Raw genomic sequence first — 17340 nt, forward strand, 5'->3', positions numbered from 1 at the left:
GTCGCCATGTCATCCCCTGCAACGCAGGAACTCATCGACCAGTGGGCCCGCGGCTTCACCCCGACCGGGTGGGCTCAGCGGCACTTCCGTTCGACCTATCGCCTCGAGCTGGAAGCCGCACTCGCGCGGCTGATCCTGCTGCTCGAAGGCGACGAGGACGAACTCCGCATCCTGCCGAGCGTCCAGTCCTTCGCCGAGTACGTCGGGCGCCTCGACGCCCAGCTCCGGCGGGACCTGGCAGGCGACAGGCACCCGGGCCGCGACGCGGGCATCAAGACACACCCAGGAGGGAAAGCAGCATGACCGAAGTACCCGAAACGCTGCTCGTCACCGGCGAGGACGGAATGCCCCGCGGCTTCGTCGACGTCGCCGAGTTGCAGAGCAAGGCAACCATTCTCATGTACGCGCTCGCCGCCGCGGCTGGCGACCATGAGGCCGTCGAGCGGGTCTGCGAGCAGTACTTGGAAACGGTGGACCCGGACATCTGCGGGTTCGTCGCCGCGGCCGCGCTGTCGCTGTCGACACACAACGTCATCGCTCCGTTGCTCGACATCATCGAGACCGCGATGCCGGAACTCGGCATCAGGGACAAGTTGCGAGAGTCGCACGAGCACGCGGTGCAGACCCTTGGCGGTGGTGCCGCTTGACCGACGACCACAACACCCGAGGCGCGGCCGATCCGGTCGCGCCTTCGGGCGTGGGCATACCTGAGCCCACCCCGCATTGCGAGCACCACGGGCACTACATGAGTTGGTGCGTGGACTGCGTGCGTCAGTACAGATCCCGGTATGGCGGCGATCCGACACCGAACGCGATGCCGCGCCACCGGACCCGTCAGCGCAACGAAGAGCGGCAGTCCGAAGGCCACAGCGGGACGCGTCCCGGTATAGGTACCCGGACGCGTCCCGAATCAGAAAAGGCCAGGTCAACGGTAGTGACACCGATTCGCGCGTCCCGACCGCGTCCCGAGTCCGATACCGCTGATTCGGACACGTCCGGGACACGTCCGGGACACGTCCCGATCCCGCAGTACTTCGATGTGTCGGCACTCCTGGCAGGCGCCCTCCCTGAACCGCCGAAGCCGACCGTCTGCCCGCGGACGGACGGGATCGGGCTGTTCTATCTAGAGCAGTACAACGTGGTGTTCGGCGACCCGGAGAGCGGCAAGACACTGCTCACCGATCACGCCACCGTGGTCGAACTCGAAGACGGCGGACGCGTGCTGCGAATCGACCTCGACCACAACGGGCCACAGTCCACCATCGGGCGTCTGCTTGCGATGGGTGCCAAACCTGACGCGCTCTCCGATCCCGAGACGTTCCTGTACATCGAGCCGGAGGACGCGCGCGAGGTCCGCGAGGTCTGCGCCCACATGGCCCAGTGGCGGCCCACGCTCGTCATCCTCGACAGTCTGGGCGAACTGCTGCCCATGTTCGGCAGCAACAGCAATAGCGCCGATGAGTTCACCACGTGTCACCGCGCGGTCATCAAACCGTTGGTGAAGACCGGTGCGTGCGTTGTCGCTATCGACCACCTGTCCAAGGGCGCGGATTCTCGGGCGTATGGCATGGGCGGAACGATCGCCAAGAAACGTGCCATCGGCGGTAGCTCGATCCGAGTGACCGTCGACCGGGCGTTCGCGCCCGGCAAAGGCGGCAGCGCATACCTAGCCATCAACAAGGATCGGCACGGCGGATTGCGCGCGCATAGTCCGTCGACCGGCGATAAGGAAGAACTCGCCGGGAAGTTCGTGCTGTGGCCCGATCCGGACGGGCACGTCCGAGCCGAAGTCAAGGCGCCCGAGGCTGGCGAGCGCAATCCGGGCGAGACGCCACCAGATGCCGACATCGCTGCCATGGCCGCACTGGATCCACCGCCGACGTCAGGCAATGAAGCGGCAGAGCGGTTGCCGTGGCGAGCGACCCGCGCACGGGCAGCGTTCAAGGCATGGAAGGCGCAGCAAGGCGCGCGTACGACGGCCGCGGGGGAGGGTTCCCCGCTCGAATCAACTCACCTGGGAACGCAGGAGGACCTCACGTCATGAATCGAATTGTCGAGCTGTGGGAAACCGTGCAGGTCGTCCCCGTCGCTGGGTTCGTCAACGTCTACGAGACCGACGACGGGCACATCGCGGAAGCGTGTCCAGCGTTCCTGCTGCAACAGCACCGTGCCAACGTCCAGCACACCGGGAAGATCGAGGATCGTACGTACCGGGCGAAGACGACGCCGCTGGACACCCCGTACACAACTCGGGTCGTCGCAGCAATCGTCGACTACGGAGCGATGGACCCCGCCGAGGACATCAGCAGATTCGTAGAGGCCATGCCCCGCGCTGAGTTCGAGGAACGGTACGGCAAGAGGGTCTGCCCGGTGTGTGACAAGCCCGCGATTCTGGTTGCCGCACTGGACCGTTACGTCCACATGGACGGCTCGGCGAACGACCCGTGCTGGCGGCCCCCGCTCACCGAAGAAGGGAGCGCCAGCGCGTGAGCAAGAAGGCATACGCCCGGATCTGCGAGCGGGGCGCCGACGCCCACGGCAAGCCACGCATCCGCATCCGCTGCCCCCACTGTCAACGCCGGCACTGGCTGCGCCCCCGCCTGACCGGCCGCTGCCCCAACACCGGACACGACTACATCGTCAGTCCACCACCCACGAAAGGAGACAACCCGATGGACGAAGACCCCGACGAACGCCGAGCCCGCCTCACCGGAGGCGGCAGACCCGAAGACCGCATCGAGTACGGCAACCCCCTCGCCCGCCTCCGCCACGCCAAGAGCGAAGGCGCCTACGGCGACGCCGACGAGCAGACCGCGCCATCGGTCCACCAACAGCACCTCGCCCGACTGCGAGCCCATCACCAGCAAGACACCGAAGGAGACCAGCAATGACCAACGATCGCCTGCTCGACGCCATCGAACACGTCGACCGCGCCCAGCAGATCAACGACCGCGAACGCGCCAGCCGACCCGACACCATCAATGTCGAAGGCCGGATCTACACCCTCGACGCCAACGGCGAACCCGCCACCGACCGCGACCGCCGAGCGCTGGCCGCCTTCGCCCAGTCCCGCGCCGACGCCGCGGTCCGCCGTGGTATCGACGCCCACAACCGCGAGGTTCATCCCGTCCACCGCGTCGAGCACCGCGACGCCACCACCAACGAGGTCAACGCCGCTTACCGGCAGATCATCGCCGAAGGCCGCTACCGCGCCGAGCACGGCCAATCCGGCGACCAGAGCGTCGACCTCGGCGACGTCGTCAACGGCGAACTCGGCTGAGGCGCGACCGATGAAGACTCCCGACGCGCGAGCATCGCTGATCGGCATGCAGCGAGCGGACCTCATGCCACGGGTTCGCCCGGTGGTCCGTGCCGCGCGTCGGGACCCCGCCCAGGTAGCCGACACCAACAACCCGGCCGACCTGGGCATTGTCACGATAAGCGAGCGATCGGCGCTGAATCGCGCTGTGCCGCAACCGACCACACCGCGACCCCCGCGCACCGTCAACGCAGCTCAGGGGCGCAATCAGGCCACCGCGACCGGCCGCCCTGGGGGTGCGCCCCCTCCCGTGGCTCCATGGTCGGTCGGAGCCCATAGCGCCGCCCGGTCGCCGCATCGCATCGCCCACGATCCAGAGGAGAACCTGATGCCACGCAAGCCGAAGACGGCCGGTGACCGGGCCGTCGATGCCTTGACCTCCGACCTCGGTGAAGGGATGGAATGGTCACCTGCGGAGTGCTTGACGCTGGAAAGCATCCGCTCAACGGTCGATAGGGCCGTCATGCTGCGGTCCCTGCTCGATGCCGAGGTTGCCAAGCCGGAGCCGTCGAGCCGTCGCGTGACCGAGCTGGCGGGGGAGATCCGCCAGTGTGACGCGAACGTGGTCCGGTGGGCTCAGTCGCTGGACCCGCGCGGCGAGCGAGTGAAGTCCGCGGCGCACCAGCACGCGGCGAACGCGCGATGGGGCAACCGTGGCACGGCCTAAGGGCGCGCAGCCGCAACGGGACGTCCGGCGGTTTCTGCTCGCCGAGGCGGTAGAGGAGCGCCGGCGTTACGGCAGTACGGATCTGGCGGTGTGGCGGGAGTTGTCGCGCCCGATCGAACAGTTGGAGTCGGGGCAGGTGTATGTGCTGCGCCGGTTCGAGCTGCCCGACGACCATCCGATGCGGTTCGGTGATCCGAGTGCGTTGCTGGTACTCGGCGCTGATGACGTCCTGCGTGTGGCGGATCAGCACGGCGGCCGTGCGCGCTCGGGCGGGGCTGGGGGGTAGGCGCAGTGAAGGTAAGCGACCTCGAGGGGCAGTGGTTGTACTACTGCCTCGAGGAGTTCATGCGGCGCCGACGTTGGCATGGTGAGCCGATCCCTGACTCTGTGCGCCGATTGTCCAAGCGGCTCGAACAAGAGGTCATCGAGGCATCTGCCGATGAGGACGAGACGGGGCGAGAAAGTGCAGGGCTATCACCAATTGGTGACAGCATCGGCAGTGTCGAAGCCGCAGCGATCCTGGGTTGCTCGGAACGGTGGGTGCGCCACATCGCGGCTGACCTGGACGGCATTCGCATAGGCCATTGGTGGCGCTTCCGTCGCAGCGTCGTCGAGGAGTACGCGCAGGCCCGCCGGACTGCGTAGCCGCTCTGTCCAGCGGTTCCGTTGGCGGAAGCTCTACCGGCTCGCCTCTCACACACTCGGATTTGACCGGACGGTCAATACCTAGTGGCAGGGACGGGAGCGGGCACTATGAGAACGTCAGCCGAATCATCGGCGCCGATTGACTTCCTGGTGGATGGCGTCGTGGAGTTCCTCGCCGCGCTGAGCCCGCGCGAGTTCGCCGCGATCGTCGCGCAGGCTCGTCCACCGGCCGAGTCATGGAAGGCGAGTAAGGCCACCGTCGAGCGGGGGGCCGCCTGATGGCCCAGTACGACGCCGGTACGGCGAGCATCAAGGTCAAGCCGAGTTTCCGCGACTTCGTCACCGAGACAGAGACCCAGCTCCAGCGCTACAACTTCAACCTCGATATCCAGATCGGCGCCGACACTCGTGTAGCCGCGGCCGAGATCGAGAACCTTCAGCGGATCGCCCGCGAGAACCAGACGTTCCGGGTGGATGCCGATACGGGGGTTGCGGCAACCGAAATCGCCGGGCTGCGCGCGGCCGCGCGGGAACCGCTCGTCATCCGCACGGAGATCGACCGCGACAGCACCAGCCGTGTCCGCTCTCAGGCCACCAGGACAGCGCGCGAGATCCGGCAGGACCTCGGCAAGGCGCTGGATGGTCTGCGTGATGCCGCGACGATCAACCTGAGGGTGCTCGGTGTCGTCGGTGCGGCAGGCGCTATCGCCGAACTGCTCGCCATCGCGCAGGCTGCGTCCAAGGTGGCGAACACCGTTGCCCTTATCCCTGCTATCGGATTCGCCGGGCTGGCCGGCGCCGGGTCGGTGGCTACCGGTCTGAGCGGGATCTCCGCGGCATTCAAGGCGCAGGCCGCAGCGTCCAAGGAGGCAGGCGACTCCGCGCGCGAACACCGCGACCGCCTCGACGCTGTCGCCGACGGCGAATATCGTGCGCAGCAGGCCGATCGGACCCACCTCGACAGCCTGCGCGACCTCAACACCGCCTACCGGGATGCGTCGCGGTCGATCCGCGACATGAACTTCGACCTCGACGATCAGCGACTAGCCACCGAGGACGCGGCAATCGGGGTGGACGAAGCAGCCAAGCGGCTTGCGCAAGTCCAGTTCGACCCCACTGCGGACTCGATCACCCGTAGGCGCGCCCAGCTAGGTTACGAGCAGGCGGTGCAGCGGCTGCGGGAGCAGCAGGTCCGCACCCAGGATCTGGCGCAGGACACCGCGGAGGCCAACGCCCGCGGTGTCGAGGGCTCGAGGCAGGTTGTCGACGCCAAGCAGAAGGCGTCCGACGCCACGCACGCCCAGACGGTGGCCGAGCGGGAGTTGGCGAAGGTCCGGGAGGATGCGGGCAAAGGTTCGGCCGCACAGTCCAAAGCGGATGAGGCCATGGCGAAGCTGTCGCCGAACGCCCGGCAACTCGTGCAGGACGTGCGCGCGCTGGGTCCAGCGTGGAGCGAGGCACGCAAGGAATCGCAGGACGCCCTGACCAACGGCATGGGCGCCGCAGTGACCCACCTCGCCGGGCAGCAACTCCCCAATCTCCGCGCGGGCATGGTCGGGATCAACGGCGCCATCAACACCGGTATCCGTTCCTCCCTTGCCGCCCTGGCATCGGAGACCAACAAAGTGGATTTCAGGACCTCCCTGGACAACACGACGCGGGCATTCCAGAACGCGGCCCGCGGGTCGGACGCCTGGACGAACGCCCTGACGAAGTTGGTGACGGTCGGGTCGGAGTTCCTGCCGCGGTTCGGCGACGCGATCAGCCACGCCGGGGACCGCTTCGATGCCTTGATCCAGCGCACCGCCGCGGATGGGTCGCTGAAGAAGTGGATCCAAGACGGTATCGACACCGGTAAGGAACTCGCCTCGATCGTCGGCAACATCGGCTCCTCGATCCTGAGCGTGTTCCGGGCCGCGGGGGATGATGGGGCCACGCTGCGCAAGCTCGACGACCTCACCGAACGCATGTCGAAGTTCCTCAAATCCACCGAGGGACAGAAGGAGTTGCGCGACTTCTTCACCATGGCGCGCGAGAGCTTCGAGCGGATGCTGCCCGTGCTCGGGGATCTGCCGCCGATCCTGCGTGGTGTCTTCGAGGGCTTCCAAACCTGGTCGGGTATCGCGATGCCGTTCCTTCGTGCGGCAGCGGACCTCCTGGCCGCCCATCCGGGCCTGGTGCGTGACGTCGTCGTGGCCTACCTCGCGTTCAAGACGATCGGCCCGATATTCGATGTGGTGCGCGCTGGCATCAACAACGCCAACGACGCCGTCCGCAACTTCCGTTCCGGGCTGTCGGGCGCCACGGGTCCCAACGGCGCGGGCGGCGCGATCGCCGGTCTCGGTGGCCTGCTCGGCGTAGCCGGACCGCTGGGCGCTGCGGCGCTCGCGATCGGCGCCGGCGCCGGTCTGACCTACCTCATCAACAAGCACCAGGAAGCGGCCCGCGCGGCGGACGAGCAACGCGAGCACGAACTGGCGTTGCAGAACACCCTCGATAAGACCACGGGCAAGGTCACCCGTCAGACCCTCGAGCAGGCCGCGTCCGAGCTGCAGCAGCAAGGCTTCCTCACCCGGGCGGAGTCCTTCGGCATCAACCCGCAACGGTTCCTGCTCGCCTCGACCGGCCAAGCTGACGCCGACAAGGCCGCCATCAACCAGCAATTGACGCAGAGCATTGTGGAGTCGCTCGGCCGGGACAAGGCGTACACGGGCATCACCCGTGACTGGTTCCAGAGCGCAGGACTCAACGACCGCGATATCGCCGCGGCGCTGCAAGGCGTCCCGGAGGCCGTGCAGAAGTACGCGGACGCGGTGAAGAAGTACAACGACGCGCTGGGTAGCAGCAACCGGGACAAGGCGCTGCCCGACCTCGCGAACCTGAAGAACGAACTCGACGATGTCGGCGAGTCCGCCGCCACGCTCGGCGGGAAGATGAACGGCTATTCGACCGAGGTCGGGTCGGCAGGTGAGCGGCAGCGGCAACTCAATCGTGCCCTGGAAGGTTCGTTCCAGCTCACCGCGGACGCGCGGCAGCGGTTCGAGGGCATGGGTCTGGCGATTCAGCAGATCCCGGACGGTAAGACCGTCGTCATCAAGGACACCACCCCGGAGAACCTTCAGCGGCTTCGGGAACTGAAGTACGAGATCCACAACAACCTCGATGGCACGCTGACGATCGTTGCCGACACCGAGCGGGCGAAGGCCGATATCTCCCAGGTCACCAACGCCCCCTACACGGCCAAGGTCGACGTCAAGTTCGCGTTCGATGAGGCCCAACTGAATGTGGAGGCGCGCCGCGCTCTGAACCCTGGTAGCGGCGACTACACCACGGTGACCGGTGGGCATGTCGGCGGCCGTGCGAAGGGCGGCCAGTTGCCGACCACGGGCCCGGGTACCGAGCGGCGGGACGGGTTCCTCGGCGTGGCCGCGTCCAGCGGTGTCCCTATCTCGTGGTTGGACGGTGGGGAGTGGATCATCAACCGCGACAGCTCCAAGACCTACGGGCGCGAGCTCGCCGCGATCAATGCCGGTACGTTCCCGAAGCTGCCAGGTCACGAGGACGGCGGCATCATCGGCGCCGCGGGCAAGTCCCCCGCCCAGCTGCTCGACGAGTACGCGCGCAGCCGTTCGGGTGCCCCGTACGGCGGGGCGGATGACTGCTCCGGCTTCATTTCCCAGCTCGCCAACATCGCGACCGGCCTGCCTTCGAATGCTGGCCGCATGTCCACCGCCAATGAAGGCGAATGGCTGGCCGCGCACGGATTCCAGAACGGCATCGGTGGGGCGGGTTCGTTCCGGGTCGGTTGGGTCAACGATCCGAGCATGCCTGCGGGAGGCCATACCGCGGGCACGCTCCCTTCCGGGGTGAACGTCGAGTCGGGCGGTGCCACGGGAACCGTGATGTACGGCGGTGCCGCGATCGGCGCGAACAACTCTCTGTTCAACCAGCACGCGAACCTGCCCATGGGAGCTGGCCCCAACACCAGCGGCGTCGGCGGCATCGGCACCGGAGACACCTCGGGCGTCACTTCGTCGACGGTGACCTACCCGCAGGCCCCCTTGCCCGGTCGGATGAGTGATCAGCAGATTCAGCAGTTGCAGGCCGAGTCCGCGATCGACGCCGCCAACAGCGAGCGCAACGCGGTGTACGCCAACCCGAACTCGACCGACCGGGACAAGCAGGCCGCGGACCTGAAGTACCAGCAGGCGCAGAACGCCCGCGAGTCCCTGCTCCAGCGCGGCGGCGGCGACACCAGCGCCCTGAGCCTGCCCGGCATCGCCTCCAAAGCCGCGGGCATCCTCGCCCAAGGATTCCTGGCGTTCTTCGGGCTGGAGAACAGCATCTTCAGCGACTCCAACCCCTACAACCGTGCGCTCAACACCACGGTGAACTTCTACAGCCAGAAGGCGGGAACTCTGGGAGGTGGCTACTCCTACCAGCCGAAGAACCTGCCATCGGTCGTCACCACGACCACGCCGCAATCCTCTGTGCCGGTGGACGATCCGGCCTACCGTTCCGCGGTCCCAGGCAGCCTCAACGTCAACACCGATCTCGGCACGACGACGCTGACGTTGCGGGCCCCCACACCGACCTACCAGACTGGAGCAGGCGCCGAGCAGTGGCGCGGGCTCGCGACACAGATGCTGGCCCGGGAAGGGTTCAACCCCGCGCAGGTGGACATCATGCTGGCGCAGATCCAATTGGAGAGCGGCGGCAACCCGTCCATCATTCAGCAGGTGCAGGACGTCAACAGCGGCGGCAACGAAGCCGTTGGCTTGCTGCAGGTCATCCCGGGGACATTCGCCCAATACCGTGACCCCAGCTTGCCGAACGACCGCACGAACCCCGCGGCGAACATGGCGGCGGCACTGCGCTACTACCGCGCTCGCTACGGAACCGACCTGCGCACCATGTGGGGCCAAGGCCACGGCTACGCCGATGGCGGATGGGTCGAAGGGATCGGAGGCTCACGCGGAGACGGCATCCACGCGCGGGTCTCGCCGGGGGAGTTCATCGTCAACGCATACGACGCGGCACGGAATGCGCCGCTGCTCGAGGCGATCAACTCCTCCGCATGGTCGTCGACCCGCATCACTTCCGACGGCTTCCCCGGCGCTGGTGCGGCGACGGGAACGGGCAGCGGACACAACTTCTCGACCACCATCGTCGAGCCGCGCGTCGCCGACGTCGGCGACCTGGTCGACCTCGCCGAGCGCAGCGCGCAGAAGAAGGCAATCGGTTTGGCCGCTGCCCTGATCTGAACTCAGGCCACCGCGGGATACCGATCCCCCGTGACAGCGATGAACCGGCCCCGGCTGTAGTAGGAGACCCGATCACCTACTCGCGCCGGGCCTTCATCGCCACGCACGAACACGTGCAGCCCCCGACCGGACATCGACCGCTCCACCCACAAGGCATCACGGCCCACCCGTGCGAGCACGGCCGCGGCGTCCGGATTCAGCGCACCGTCCTCCGACAGCACACCATCGAGGTCCCAGCACGCCAAGCCATCGCCGAGCATCACGCCGTGCGGACTATCGGCCACCGCCGAGAACTCCGTCCACGTGTCCGGGTTGGTGGAGGACGCCGCACGACCGTCCGTCTGCACAGGCCGCTTACCGTCGCGTGCGGTCCAGCGGCGTAGAGACGTCAACGACTCAGGCAAGCCAGCAGGGAGGCGAGACTTCCGTTTCCGGCATCGCTGGCCGCAGACGACCGGGCGCCGGCCACGGCCGGACCACGCGAACGAGCGACCACACACAGCGCATTCCACCCCGTCAGAATACCGTGCTGAACTGGTCATTGTCACGATAACCGGCGATGGTCTACCATTGCGCGCAGGAGGGTTGCAGGGTCGGTGGAACCCTCCGACCTCTCCCTTCGCCCCCAGGAGGGCAGCCAGGCCGCCGCCGGGCCACCCCTGGGGGAGTACCCCGGAAGGCCGTCGTCAGGATCAGTCGGAGCCCATAGCGGCTCGGGTCGGCTACGGGTCTGGGCAACCCCGGTCATGAGCACCGTGGTTGCGAAGGCCGCGCACTGGTGCGCGGCCTCCTGCTTGGGTGTGCGGCGAACGCACCCCCCCTTGCCGCTGTCGGCAAAAACGCTGGCACCGAGGCCGAATCAGAACTGAGGGACATCGAGTCCCCGGATGGCTTGGCAGGGAGTCCAACTCCCTCTCACGACGAAACCGGGGGTACTCAGTGGCGAGTACCCCCGGTCCGGTGACCGTTACAAATGTTGCGGCGCCTGGGAACAATTGGTTCCATCACGTGACGTAACCGGTTGCGGTGTCGCCCCTACTCGGCATCATCGGACTGTGGGCCAAGTAGCTCGCGGGCGCGGTCGATCGCCCCATCCTCGAGGATCTCGGCGTGCTCTTCGGGCGTGCGCGGCCAGCCGTCCGGGCCGACGTATTGCGGGGTGCCATCGTCCGAGTATCCGCAGAACCGCAGCGCGTCATCGTCCGGCTTGGCTGCGTTCACCGCAGCGCCTTCGCTGGCCTCACGAGACCCGCTTCGACGAGCACTCGGAACGCAGCGGCTTTGCAGTCGCAGCGCTCGGCATCGCAGCGGATGAGCTTCTGCATGACGATCCGGGCCTGCGGAACGGTGAAGGGCACGAGTGGCGCAGGGTGGCAGTCGTATTCGTCGCGTGCCGGTAGCTCACCATCGAGGGCGGGAGCGGGCTGTTTCTCGCCACGCTCAAGGAACCGGGGCAGGCCGTCGAATAGCAGCCAGAGCCCGGCAGGAACGCTTGCGATGACAACGAGCGTGGTGACGAGCTCATCGGTCACGGTGCCCCCTCGACGCGCTGTGGTGGTGTGGGTTGGTGAGGCACCCGGCGCCGAGGATTCGGGGGTCACTCGGCGCCGGGGCCTGCCAAAAACGTTCGCGTACGGCAAGACCACCGAGGGACAGTGAGGGGACAGCGGCCCGCGATCGATCTACCCTCGGGACATGAGCGACAGCGTGGGGCAGCGGATCGCATCGGAACGCAAGATTGCTGGACTCAGCCAACGGGCGCTCGCAGCCCGTGCGGCCTACAGCCTGAGCATGGTCAAGGCAGTCGAGCAGGGACGAGAACCCGCGTCCCCCGGCTTCATCTCGGCGGTAGCGCGTGCTCTACGGATCACCCCAGAGCAGTTGACCGGCGCACCCTACGACGACGGCAAGCCCCTGTCGGATGCGGTGAACGAACTGTCGGTGCTGTTGACCGAAGGTCGGTACGCCCGTGCGGTGGATCCTGGTCCGCTGCCGCAGCTCGAGGCGGACCTGTCGGCCGCGCAACTGCTGTACCGCCGCGACCGTACGCGCCAGACCATCGCGGTATTGCCGGGCATCATCCGCCGGTTGCACGGCGCTGTGCGGGAGCTGTCCGGCGACGAGCAGGCGCACGCGTACACCCTGCTAACGGCCGCGTACGTGCTCGCCGAGTGGTCCGCCCGGAGAACTGGTCACCTACTGCTGACGCTGCCCGCGCTCGACCTGGCAGACACCTATGCGCCCCTATCCGATGATCGCAACTGGGGTGCGTTCTCCGTCCTGGCACGGGCCCGGGTGCTCACCCATTACGGGGAGTCGGAGGTCGCCGGCCAACTCATCGATTCGGCGATATCCGCAGCCGACGAAACCCACCCGGGGCTGATTCTGGGCGGGTACTCGCACCTTGCCGGGGCGGTGAACGAAGCGCGGAAGCTGAACCACGCGGCCGCGGTCGACCACATCGACGCGGCTCGAGAGATCGCGGCGCGGACCGGCGAGACCGATCTGTACATGGTCGACTTCGGGCCGCTGAACACCGAGATCCACTCGCACGCGATCGAGCTGGAATCCGGCGACCCGAACCGGGCCGCGATAGAGGGCGCCGGGCTGGTCTACTCGGCCGGAGCGCCACCCACCCGGATCGGCCATCACTGGCAGGACAACGCCCGCGCGTGGTTGATGTCGGGGAAGCCGGACAAGGCGCTGGTTGCGTTGAACAAGGCGCGTGCAGCGGCACCGCAGCAGACCCGGTTGCACCCGGGGGTGCGGGAGACTGTGCACGGGATCGCCGCGGCGCAGCGGCGCCAGAGTGAGGGCCTGGTGGGGTTCGCGTCCTGGCTCGGTACGACGCTGTGACCTAAGCCGCGCTGAGGGCATCGGTGCCCACATTTTGCCCACAACCTACCGAGATTAGGTGTGGTCGGATGAGATTCGATGAGATGTATTAACGCAGGTAGGTGGCATTTCGGACCCGCGACCAGGGGTGCGGAACGGGTTCGATTCCCGGCAGCTCCACCAACGAAGGCGAGTGCTCGCGGAGAGCACTCGCCTTTTTGGTGGAACTGGGTGTTCTGTGGGGGTGCAACCCCCACACCCCGCCCGGCGGGCTTCGCCCCCGGACCCCCAGGTCGGTGGTTACGTTGAGTGGGTCCGGCGCGTTCTCGCCTTCGCCACTTCGCGGTGCTCGCACATCGCTTCACCTTCTGGCGTAAGTCGCGGCAGTTGGGCGGCGGCATCGTGCTGCGGGGCACGGGGACCGTTTTCGGTGCATGGGCGGGATGTGGGAGCTGTCGAACGGGGTAATTCGGGCGAATCGGTCGGATTCTGTTTGGTTGCTGAGCGCGGTGGAATCTCTCGGGTAATGTCCATTGACCAGGGAAAATGGGGTGTTTGCCCCCCGGTATCTGGATGGCTGCCATGAGGCTCGAGAGCGAGATGCGGTGCTACTCCCCCCGGGGCGGTTGCGGGGGGTCGACATGACCGCGGATGTCGCGGGCAACGGCATGCGGTCGATTCTGCGTGCCGCCTGTGTGAGCGTCGGTATCGATGCGAGCGATGCCGAGCCCGTGGGCGCGCAGGGGGTCTATCGGTTGCGCGACGGAATCGTCGTGCGGATCGGCGGGCGGGAACAGAAGCTGGCGACTTCGCGGGAAGTCGCCGTGTCTCGATGGCTGGAGACCTGTGGGGTGTCGGCGACGCGGGTCGTCCCGGATATCCCGCAGCCGGTCGTGGTCGACGGCCGACCGGTGACCTTTTGGCAGGAGTTGCCGCCGCATCACTCCGGCACGCCCGGCGAGGTCGGCAAGGCGCTGGGAGAGTTGCATCGGCTGCCGCTGCCCGGTTTCGAGCTGCGCCGGATGGCGCCCCTGGCTCGGGTGGAGGAGGACATCGCCGCCGCCCAGACGGTGACCGAGGACGACCGGCGCTGGTTGGGCAAACATCTGGACGAGTTGCGCGGCCGCTGGAAGGCGCTGCCGCGGGGTCTGCCGTGGTCGGTGGTGCAGGGCGCGGGCTCGGGCGACGGCGTGGTGGTCGGCGACGACGGCGACGCGATCCTGGTCGGATTGGAACGGGCTGTGATCGGCCCACCGGAGTGGGACCTGGTGCACATGGCGATCGAGTGCTGGACCGCCAAAAAGATCACCGCCTCGGAGTACGCCGAGTTCTGTACCGGATACGGCCGGGATGTGATGCGGTGGGACGGCTTCTACCTGCTGCGCGACATCCAGGAGTTCCGGATGGCCTTGCAGTCGTTGCGGGCCGCCGCCGTCGACCCGAGCCATCAGCGGTTGGCGCTGCGCCGCCTCGCATACATCCGCGGTGACGAGGGCATGCGACCGTGGCCCGAGTGGGCGGACACCGACTAGTCTGCCGCGACATCCCGGTGCGCCTGCTGGGTACGACAGTGCGTCGTCCGCAGCAATCGCGAGAGCGGTCAGGGCAGCTTCGTATAGCGGTGGGCGGGAACCAGGACCGGATCAGTGGGGCCAGGAGCCGCGTGGGTGAAGACGCCTTCGCCGGTCCAGCCCTGGTTCGTAGGGAAGGCGGCGGGCGCGGGTGTCGCCGACGCGCTCGGCCGCGGACTCGAACGAGTCGCGCGGACGCACGGCCGGGATGTCGGGGACGTCGGCCCGATGTGCGTCGCGCCAGCCGAGGTATCCCATCTCGGCGGCCGCCGAGGCGTCCTCGGGCCTGGCGCGGCGCCGGGGCAGTGTCGGTCATCCGCCAGGGTGGTAGCGGCGAACGCGTCGGCGATCAGCCCTGCTGGGTCGGGACGACGACGATCTCGGCGATGTTGACGTGCCGGGGTACGTCGACGGCGTAGGCGATCGCGTCCGCGATATCGCCGGGTTCCAGGATCTCGATCGCCGTGCGCCACTGCGCCAGGCCGGAGCGCTGTTGCTCGTCCTGCATCCCGTCGCCGAGTTCGGTGCCGACGAAGCCCGGTTCGATGTTCTTGATCCGGACGCCGCGCGGCCCGAACTCGGCGCGCAGGTTGCGGGTCAGGTGTGCGACCGCCGCCTTGGTGGCGGTGTAGACGGCGTAGTTGGGGAAGACCGTGTGCCCGCCGATCGAGCCGACCAGCACCAGATCGGCGCGCTTGCCGTCGGTCGCGGCCGCGAGCAGGTCATCGATGAACGCTCGTCCGGTGTAGAGCAGCCCGGTGACGTTGGTGCCGACCATCTGGTCCCACTCGTCGGTGAGCGCGGACTCGAACGGCGCGGCGAGCATGACGCCCGCGTTCGCGACGACGAGGTCCACGGGCCCGAACGCCGCACGCACCGTGGCGGCGGCATCGCGCACGGACTGCTGATCGCCGACGTCGGCGACGACCGGGAGGGCGTCCGCGCCGAGTTCGGCGGCGAGTTCTTCGATGCGATCCTTGCGCCTGCCCAGCAGGGCGACCTTGGCGCCGCTCCGCGCGAGCCGCCGTGCGGTGGCGGCGCCGATTCCACTCGATGCTCCGGTGACGACCGCGACGCGGCCGGTGAGGTTGTCGTTCGTCATGTCCACTACTTTCCGGCCCTTCGCGTGCGCCTGGCAGGCTGCGGACTTCCTGGTAGTCGCGGGGCCACCCAGGAGCGGCGCCCCTGACCTACGCTCGGGTCATGGACTCCGACAATCGACTGGGCGCCTTCCTACGCGCGCGCCGCGAATTGGTGCGACCGGAGGATTTCGGGTTGCCGGGCGGCGGCCAGCGGCGGGTCGCCGGTCTGCGCCGGGAGGAGATCGCGCTGCTCGCCGGGGTGAGCGCCGACTATTACGTGCGACTGGAGCAAGGGCGCGACCGGCATCCTTCCGAACAGGTCATCGCGTCGCTCGCGCGGGTGTTCGCGCTGGACGAGGAGGGCACGGCGCACCTGCGGGAACTGGCCAGGCCGACGGCCAGACGGCCGAGAGCGCCGCGGCGGCCCGAACGTGTGGCGCCCGGCTTGCTGCGCCTGATGAACGCGTGGCCGCACACGCCGGCGCTGGTGCTGGGCAGGTACCTGGACGTCCTGGCGGCGAATCCCTTGGCCGCGGCCGTCAACTCGTGTTCGGTTCCGGGAGTGAATCAGGTGCGCATGGTCTTCCTCGATCCGGAGGCGCGCGACGTCTACCTGGATTGGCCGACCATCGCGGCCGACACCGTCGCCAGCCTGCGGGCGACCGCGGGCGCGGACCTGGACGACCCGCGATTGACCGAGTTGGTCGGCGAGTTGTCGCTGAAGAGCGAGGAGTTCCGGCAGCTGTGGGCCCGCCATGACGTCCGGGCGAAGACCGGGGGCGTCAAGGAATTTCGCAACCCCATGGTCGGGGACCTGACCTTGTCCTACGAGACGTTCAGCGTGAACGGCGCGCCGGGCCAGATACTCATCGCCTACCACGCGGAGCCGGGATCGCCCTCGGAGCGATCTCTGGCACTGCTCGGCAGTTTGATCGCCGACAACCCGGGGACGGCAGATGATGCGCAGCGTCCCGCCGGTCAGCCGGACGTGACGCGGCAAACGCGCTGAGTGGCCGGAGCCGTCAATCCTTCGCTTCGGTCCGCGTCGCCCCCGCCGACGCAGCCACCACACACGCGACGCCCGCCCACTGTCCGAGATTCATGATCTGACCGAGGACGACCAAACCCGCGATCGCCGCGACCGCTGGCTCCAGACTCATCAGCACACCGAAGACGCGGGGCGGGATCCGCCGCAGCGCTTCCAGCTCCACCGAATACGGAAGCACCGACGACAGCAACGCCACCGCGAATCCGGCGGCGAGCACGCCGGGCTGCAACAGCGCGGCGCCCGCGTCGATGACGCCGACCGGCAGCATGACCAGGCCGCCGAACGCCATGGCCAGTGCCAGACCGCCGCCGCCGCTGGTCTGTTCGCCGAGTGCGGCGCTCAGCAGGATGTAGCCTGCCCAGCACGCCGCCGCGGCCAGCGCGAACAGCACTCCGGCCCAGTTCACGTCGCCGTCGGCCCGGGTCAGCAGCAGCACTCCCGCCCCGGCGAGCATCGCCCACAGCGGGTCGATCCAGCGCCGCGATCCGGCCAGCGCGACGCTCAGCGGTCCGAGGAACTCGATGGTCACCGCCATGCCGAGCGGAATCCTATCGATCGCTTCGTAGAACGAGAGGTTCATCAGCGCGAGCACCGCGCCGTAGCCGAGGACGACCGGCAGCGCGCCGCGTGCCACCCGCAGCGACGAGCGCCAGATCACCAGCAGGACGATCCCGGCGAAGACCAGCCGCAGCGTGACCGCACCGGCCGCTCCGGTCGCCGCGAACAGTTGCTTCGCCACCGCCGCGCCCACTTGCACGCTGACGATGCCCGCCAGCACCAGCGCCGTCGGCGGTACGCCACCGAGCCCCTGAGCGGCGACCGAACGCCGGACCGAGACCGTCCTCGCCCCGCGCGCCCTCCGCTCGAAGTCGATCGCCACCACGCCGCACCTCCGTTGTCTCGGGAAGA

Annotated in this window: 19 protein-coding genes; 14 read left to right on the forward strand and 5 right to left on the reverse strand. The window is 68.0% G+C overall.

Translation table 11 applies throughout. The features are described from left to right. Positions 1-6 precede the first annotated feature (6 nt). The 11 genes from AB0L97_RS20195 to AB0L97_RS20245 all read left to right on the forward strand — a co-directional run bounded on the left by AB0L97_RS20195 (position 7) and on the right by AB0L97_RS20245 (position 9895). Positions 7-303, forward strand: a complete 297-nt coding sequence (locus tag AB0L97_RS20195; protein WP_364431595.1) for a hypothetical protein — start codon at positions 7-9, stop codon at positions 301-303. Further along, positions 300-647, forward strand: coding sequence for a hypothetical protein (locus tag AB0L97_RS20200; RefSeq protein WP_364431598.1), 348 nt, complete (start codon positions 300-302; stop codon positions 645-647). The genes AB0L97_RS20195 and AB0L97_RS20200 overlap by 4 nt, the downstream gene beginning before the upstream one ends. A 491-nt stretch (positions 648-1138) precedes the next feature. Then, positions 1139-2044, forward strand: coding sequence for an AAA family ATPase (locus tag AB0L97_RS20205; protein ID WP_364431601.1), 906 nt, complete (start codon positions 1139-1141; stop codon positions 2042-2044). Continuing rightward, on the forward strand, positions 2041-2490 hold the full coding sequence (locus AB0L97_RS20210) for a hypothetical protein (protein ID WP_364431604.1): 450 nt from the start codon (positions 2041-2043) through the stop codon (positions 2488-2490). The genes AB0L97_RS20205 and AB0L97_RS20210 overlap by 4 nt, the downstream gene beginning before the upstream one ends. Then, on the forward strand, positions 2487-2891 hold the full coding sequence (locus AB0L97_RS20215; RefSeq protein ID WP_364431607.1) for a hypothetical protein: 405 nt from the start codon (positions 2487-2489) through the stop codon (positions 2889-2891). The genes AB0L97_RS20210 and AB0L97_RS20215 overlap by 4 nt, the downstream gene beginning before the upstream one ends. Then, entirely contained in the window at positions 2888-3280 is a 393-nt protein-coding gene (locus tag AB0L97_RS20220) for a hypothetical protein (protein ID WP_364431610.1), read from the forward strand. The genes AB0L97_RS20215 and AB0L97_RS20220 overlap by 4 nt, the downstream gene beginning before the upstream one ends. Before the next feature lie 367 nt (positions 3281-3647). Then, complete coding sequence (locus AB0L97_RS20225) at positions 3648-3986, forward strand: hypothetical protein (RefSeq protein ID WP_364431613.1); 339 nt, start codon at positions 3648-3650, stop codon at positions 3984-3986. After that, on the forward strand, positions 3973-4272 hold the full coding sequence (locus AB0L97_RS20230; RefSeq protein ID WP_364431616.1) for a hypothetical protein: 300 nt from the start codon (positions 3973-3975) through the stop codon (positions 4270-4272). The genes AB0L97_RS20225 and AB0L97_RS20230 overlap by 14 nt, the downstream gene beginning before the upstream one ends. Positions 4273-4277: 5 nt before the next feature. Beyond that, entirely contained in the window at positions 4278-4631 is a 354-nt protein-coding gene (locus AB0L97_RS20235; RefSeq protein WP_364431619.1) for a helix-turn-helix domain-containing protein, read from the forward strand. A 108-nt stretch (positions 4632-4739) separates the two neighbouring features. Then, on the forward strand, positions 4740-4910 hold the full coding sequence (locus AB0L97_RS20240) for a hypothetical protein (RefSeq protein ID WP_364431622.1): 171 nt from the start codon (positions 4740-4742) through the stop codon (positions 4908-4910). Continuing rightward, complete coding sequence (locus AB0L97_RS20245; protein WP_364431625.1) at positions 4910-9895, forward strand: transglycosylase SLT domain-containing protein; 4986 nt, start codon at positions 4910-4912, stop codon at positions 9893-9895. The genes AB0L97_RS20240 and AB0L97_RS20245 overlap by 1 nt, the downstream gene beginning before the upstream one ends. 2 nt (positions 9896-9897) lie before the next feature. On the opposite strand, the gene AB0L97_RS20250 is transcribed toward AB0L97_RS20245, so the two are convergent. The 3 genes from AB0L97_RS20250 to AB0L97_RS20260 all read right to left on the reverse strand — a co-directional run bounded on the left by AB0L97_RS20250 (position 9898) and on the right by AB0L97_RS20260 (position 11427). Further along, on the reverse strand, positions 9898-10287 hold the full coding sequence (locus AB0L97_RS20250; RefSeq protein ID WP_364431628.1) for a hypothetical protein: 390 nt from the start codon (positions 10285-10287) through the stop codon (positions 9898-9900). Positions 10288-10930: 643 nt separating this feature from the next. After that, positions 10931-11116 carry a hypothetical protein gene (locus AB0L97_RS20255; protein ID WP_364431631.1) on the reverse strand — a complete coding sequence of 62 codons (186 nt, stop codon included), beginning with the start codon at positions 11114-11116 and terminating at the stop codon, positions 10931-10933. After that, entirely contained in the window at positions 11113-11427 is a 315-nt protein-coding gene (locus AB0L97_RS20260; RefSeq protein WP_364431634.1) for a hypothetical protein, read from the reverse strand. Before AB0L97_RS20260 ends, AB0L97_RS20255 begins: the two co-directional genes overlap by 4 nt. Before the next feature lie 163 nt (positions 11428-11590). On the opposite strand from AB0L97_RS20260, the gene AB0L97_RS20265 reads away from it, so the two are divergent. Both AB0L97_RS20265 and AB0L97_RS20270 read left to right on the forward strand, forming a co-directional pair. Continuing rightward, a complete protein-coding gene (locus AB0L97_RS20265; RefSeq protein WP_364431637.1) occupies positions 11591-12751 on the forward strand; it encodes a helix-turn-helix transcriptional regulator in 1161 nt (386 codons plus the stop codon). A 620-nt stretch (positions 12752-13371) separates the two neighbouring features. Next, positions 13372-14262, forward strand: coding sequence for a phosphotransferase (locus tag AB0L97_RS20270; RefSeq protein ID WP_364431640.1), 891 nt, complete (start codon positions 13372-13374; stop codon positions 14260-14262). Positions 14263-14650: 388 nt separating this feature from the next. Here the strand turns inward: AB0L97_RS20270 and AB0L97_RS20275 are convergent, their stop codons facing one another. After that, complete coding sequence (locus AB0L97_RS20275; RefSeq protein WP_364431643.1) at positions 14651-15403, reverse strand: SDR family oxidoreductase; 753 nt, start codon at positions 15401-15403, stop codon at positions 14651-14653. Positions 15404-15504: 101 nt separating this feature from the next. Here AB0L97_RS20275 and AB0L97_RS20280 point away from each other — a divergent pair, with 101 nt between their 5' ends. Next, the gene (locus tag AB0L97_RS20280) at positions 15505-16392 is read left to right on the forward strand and encodes a helix-turn-helix transcriptional regulator (RefSeq protein WP_364431645.1); all 888 of its coding nucleotides are present in this window, start codon (positions 15505-15507) and stop codon (positions 16390-16392) included. Positions 16393-16405: 13 nt separating this feature from the next. On the opposite strand, the gene AB0L97_RS20285 is transcribed toward AB0L97_RS20280, so the two are convergent. Further along, positions 16406-17311, reverse strand: coding sequence for an EamA family transporter (locus AB0L97_RS20285; RefSeq protein ID WP_364431646.1), 906 nt, complete (start codon positions 17309-17311; stop codon positions 16406-16408). Positions 17312-17340: the final 29 nt, after the last annotated feature.

Origin of the sequence: Nocardia sp. NPDC051911 (assembly GCF_040681035.1) — a bacterium.
In the GTDB taxonomy this organism is placed as follows: domain Bacteria; phylum Actinomycetota; class Actinomycetes; order Mycobacteriales; family Mycobacteriaceae; genus Nocardia; species Nocardia sichangensis.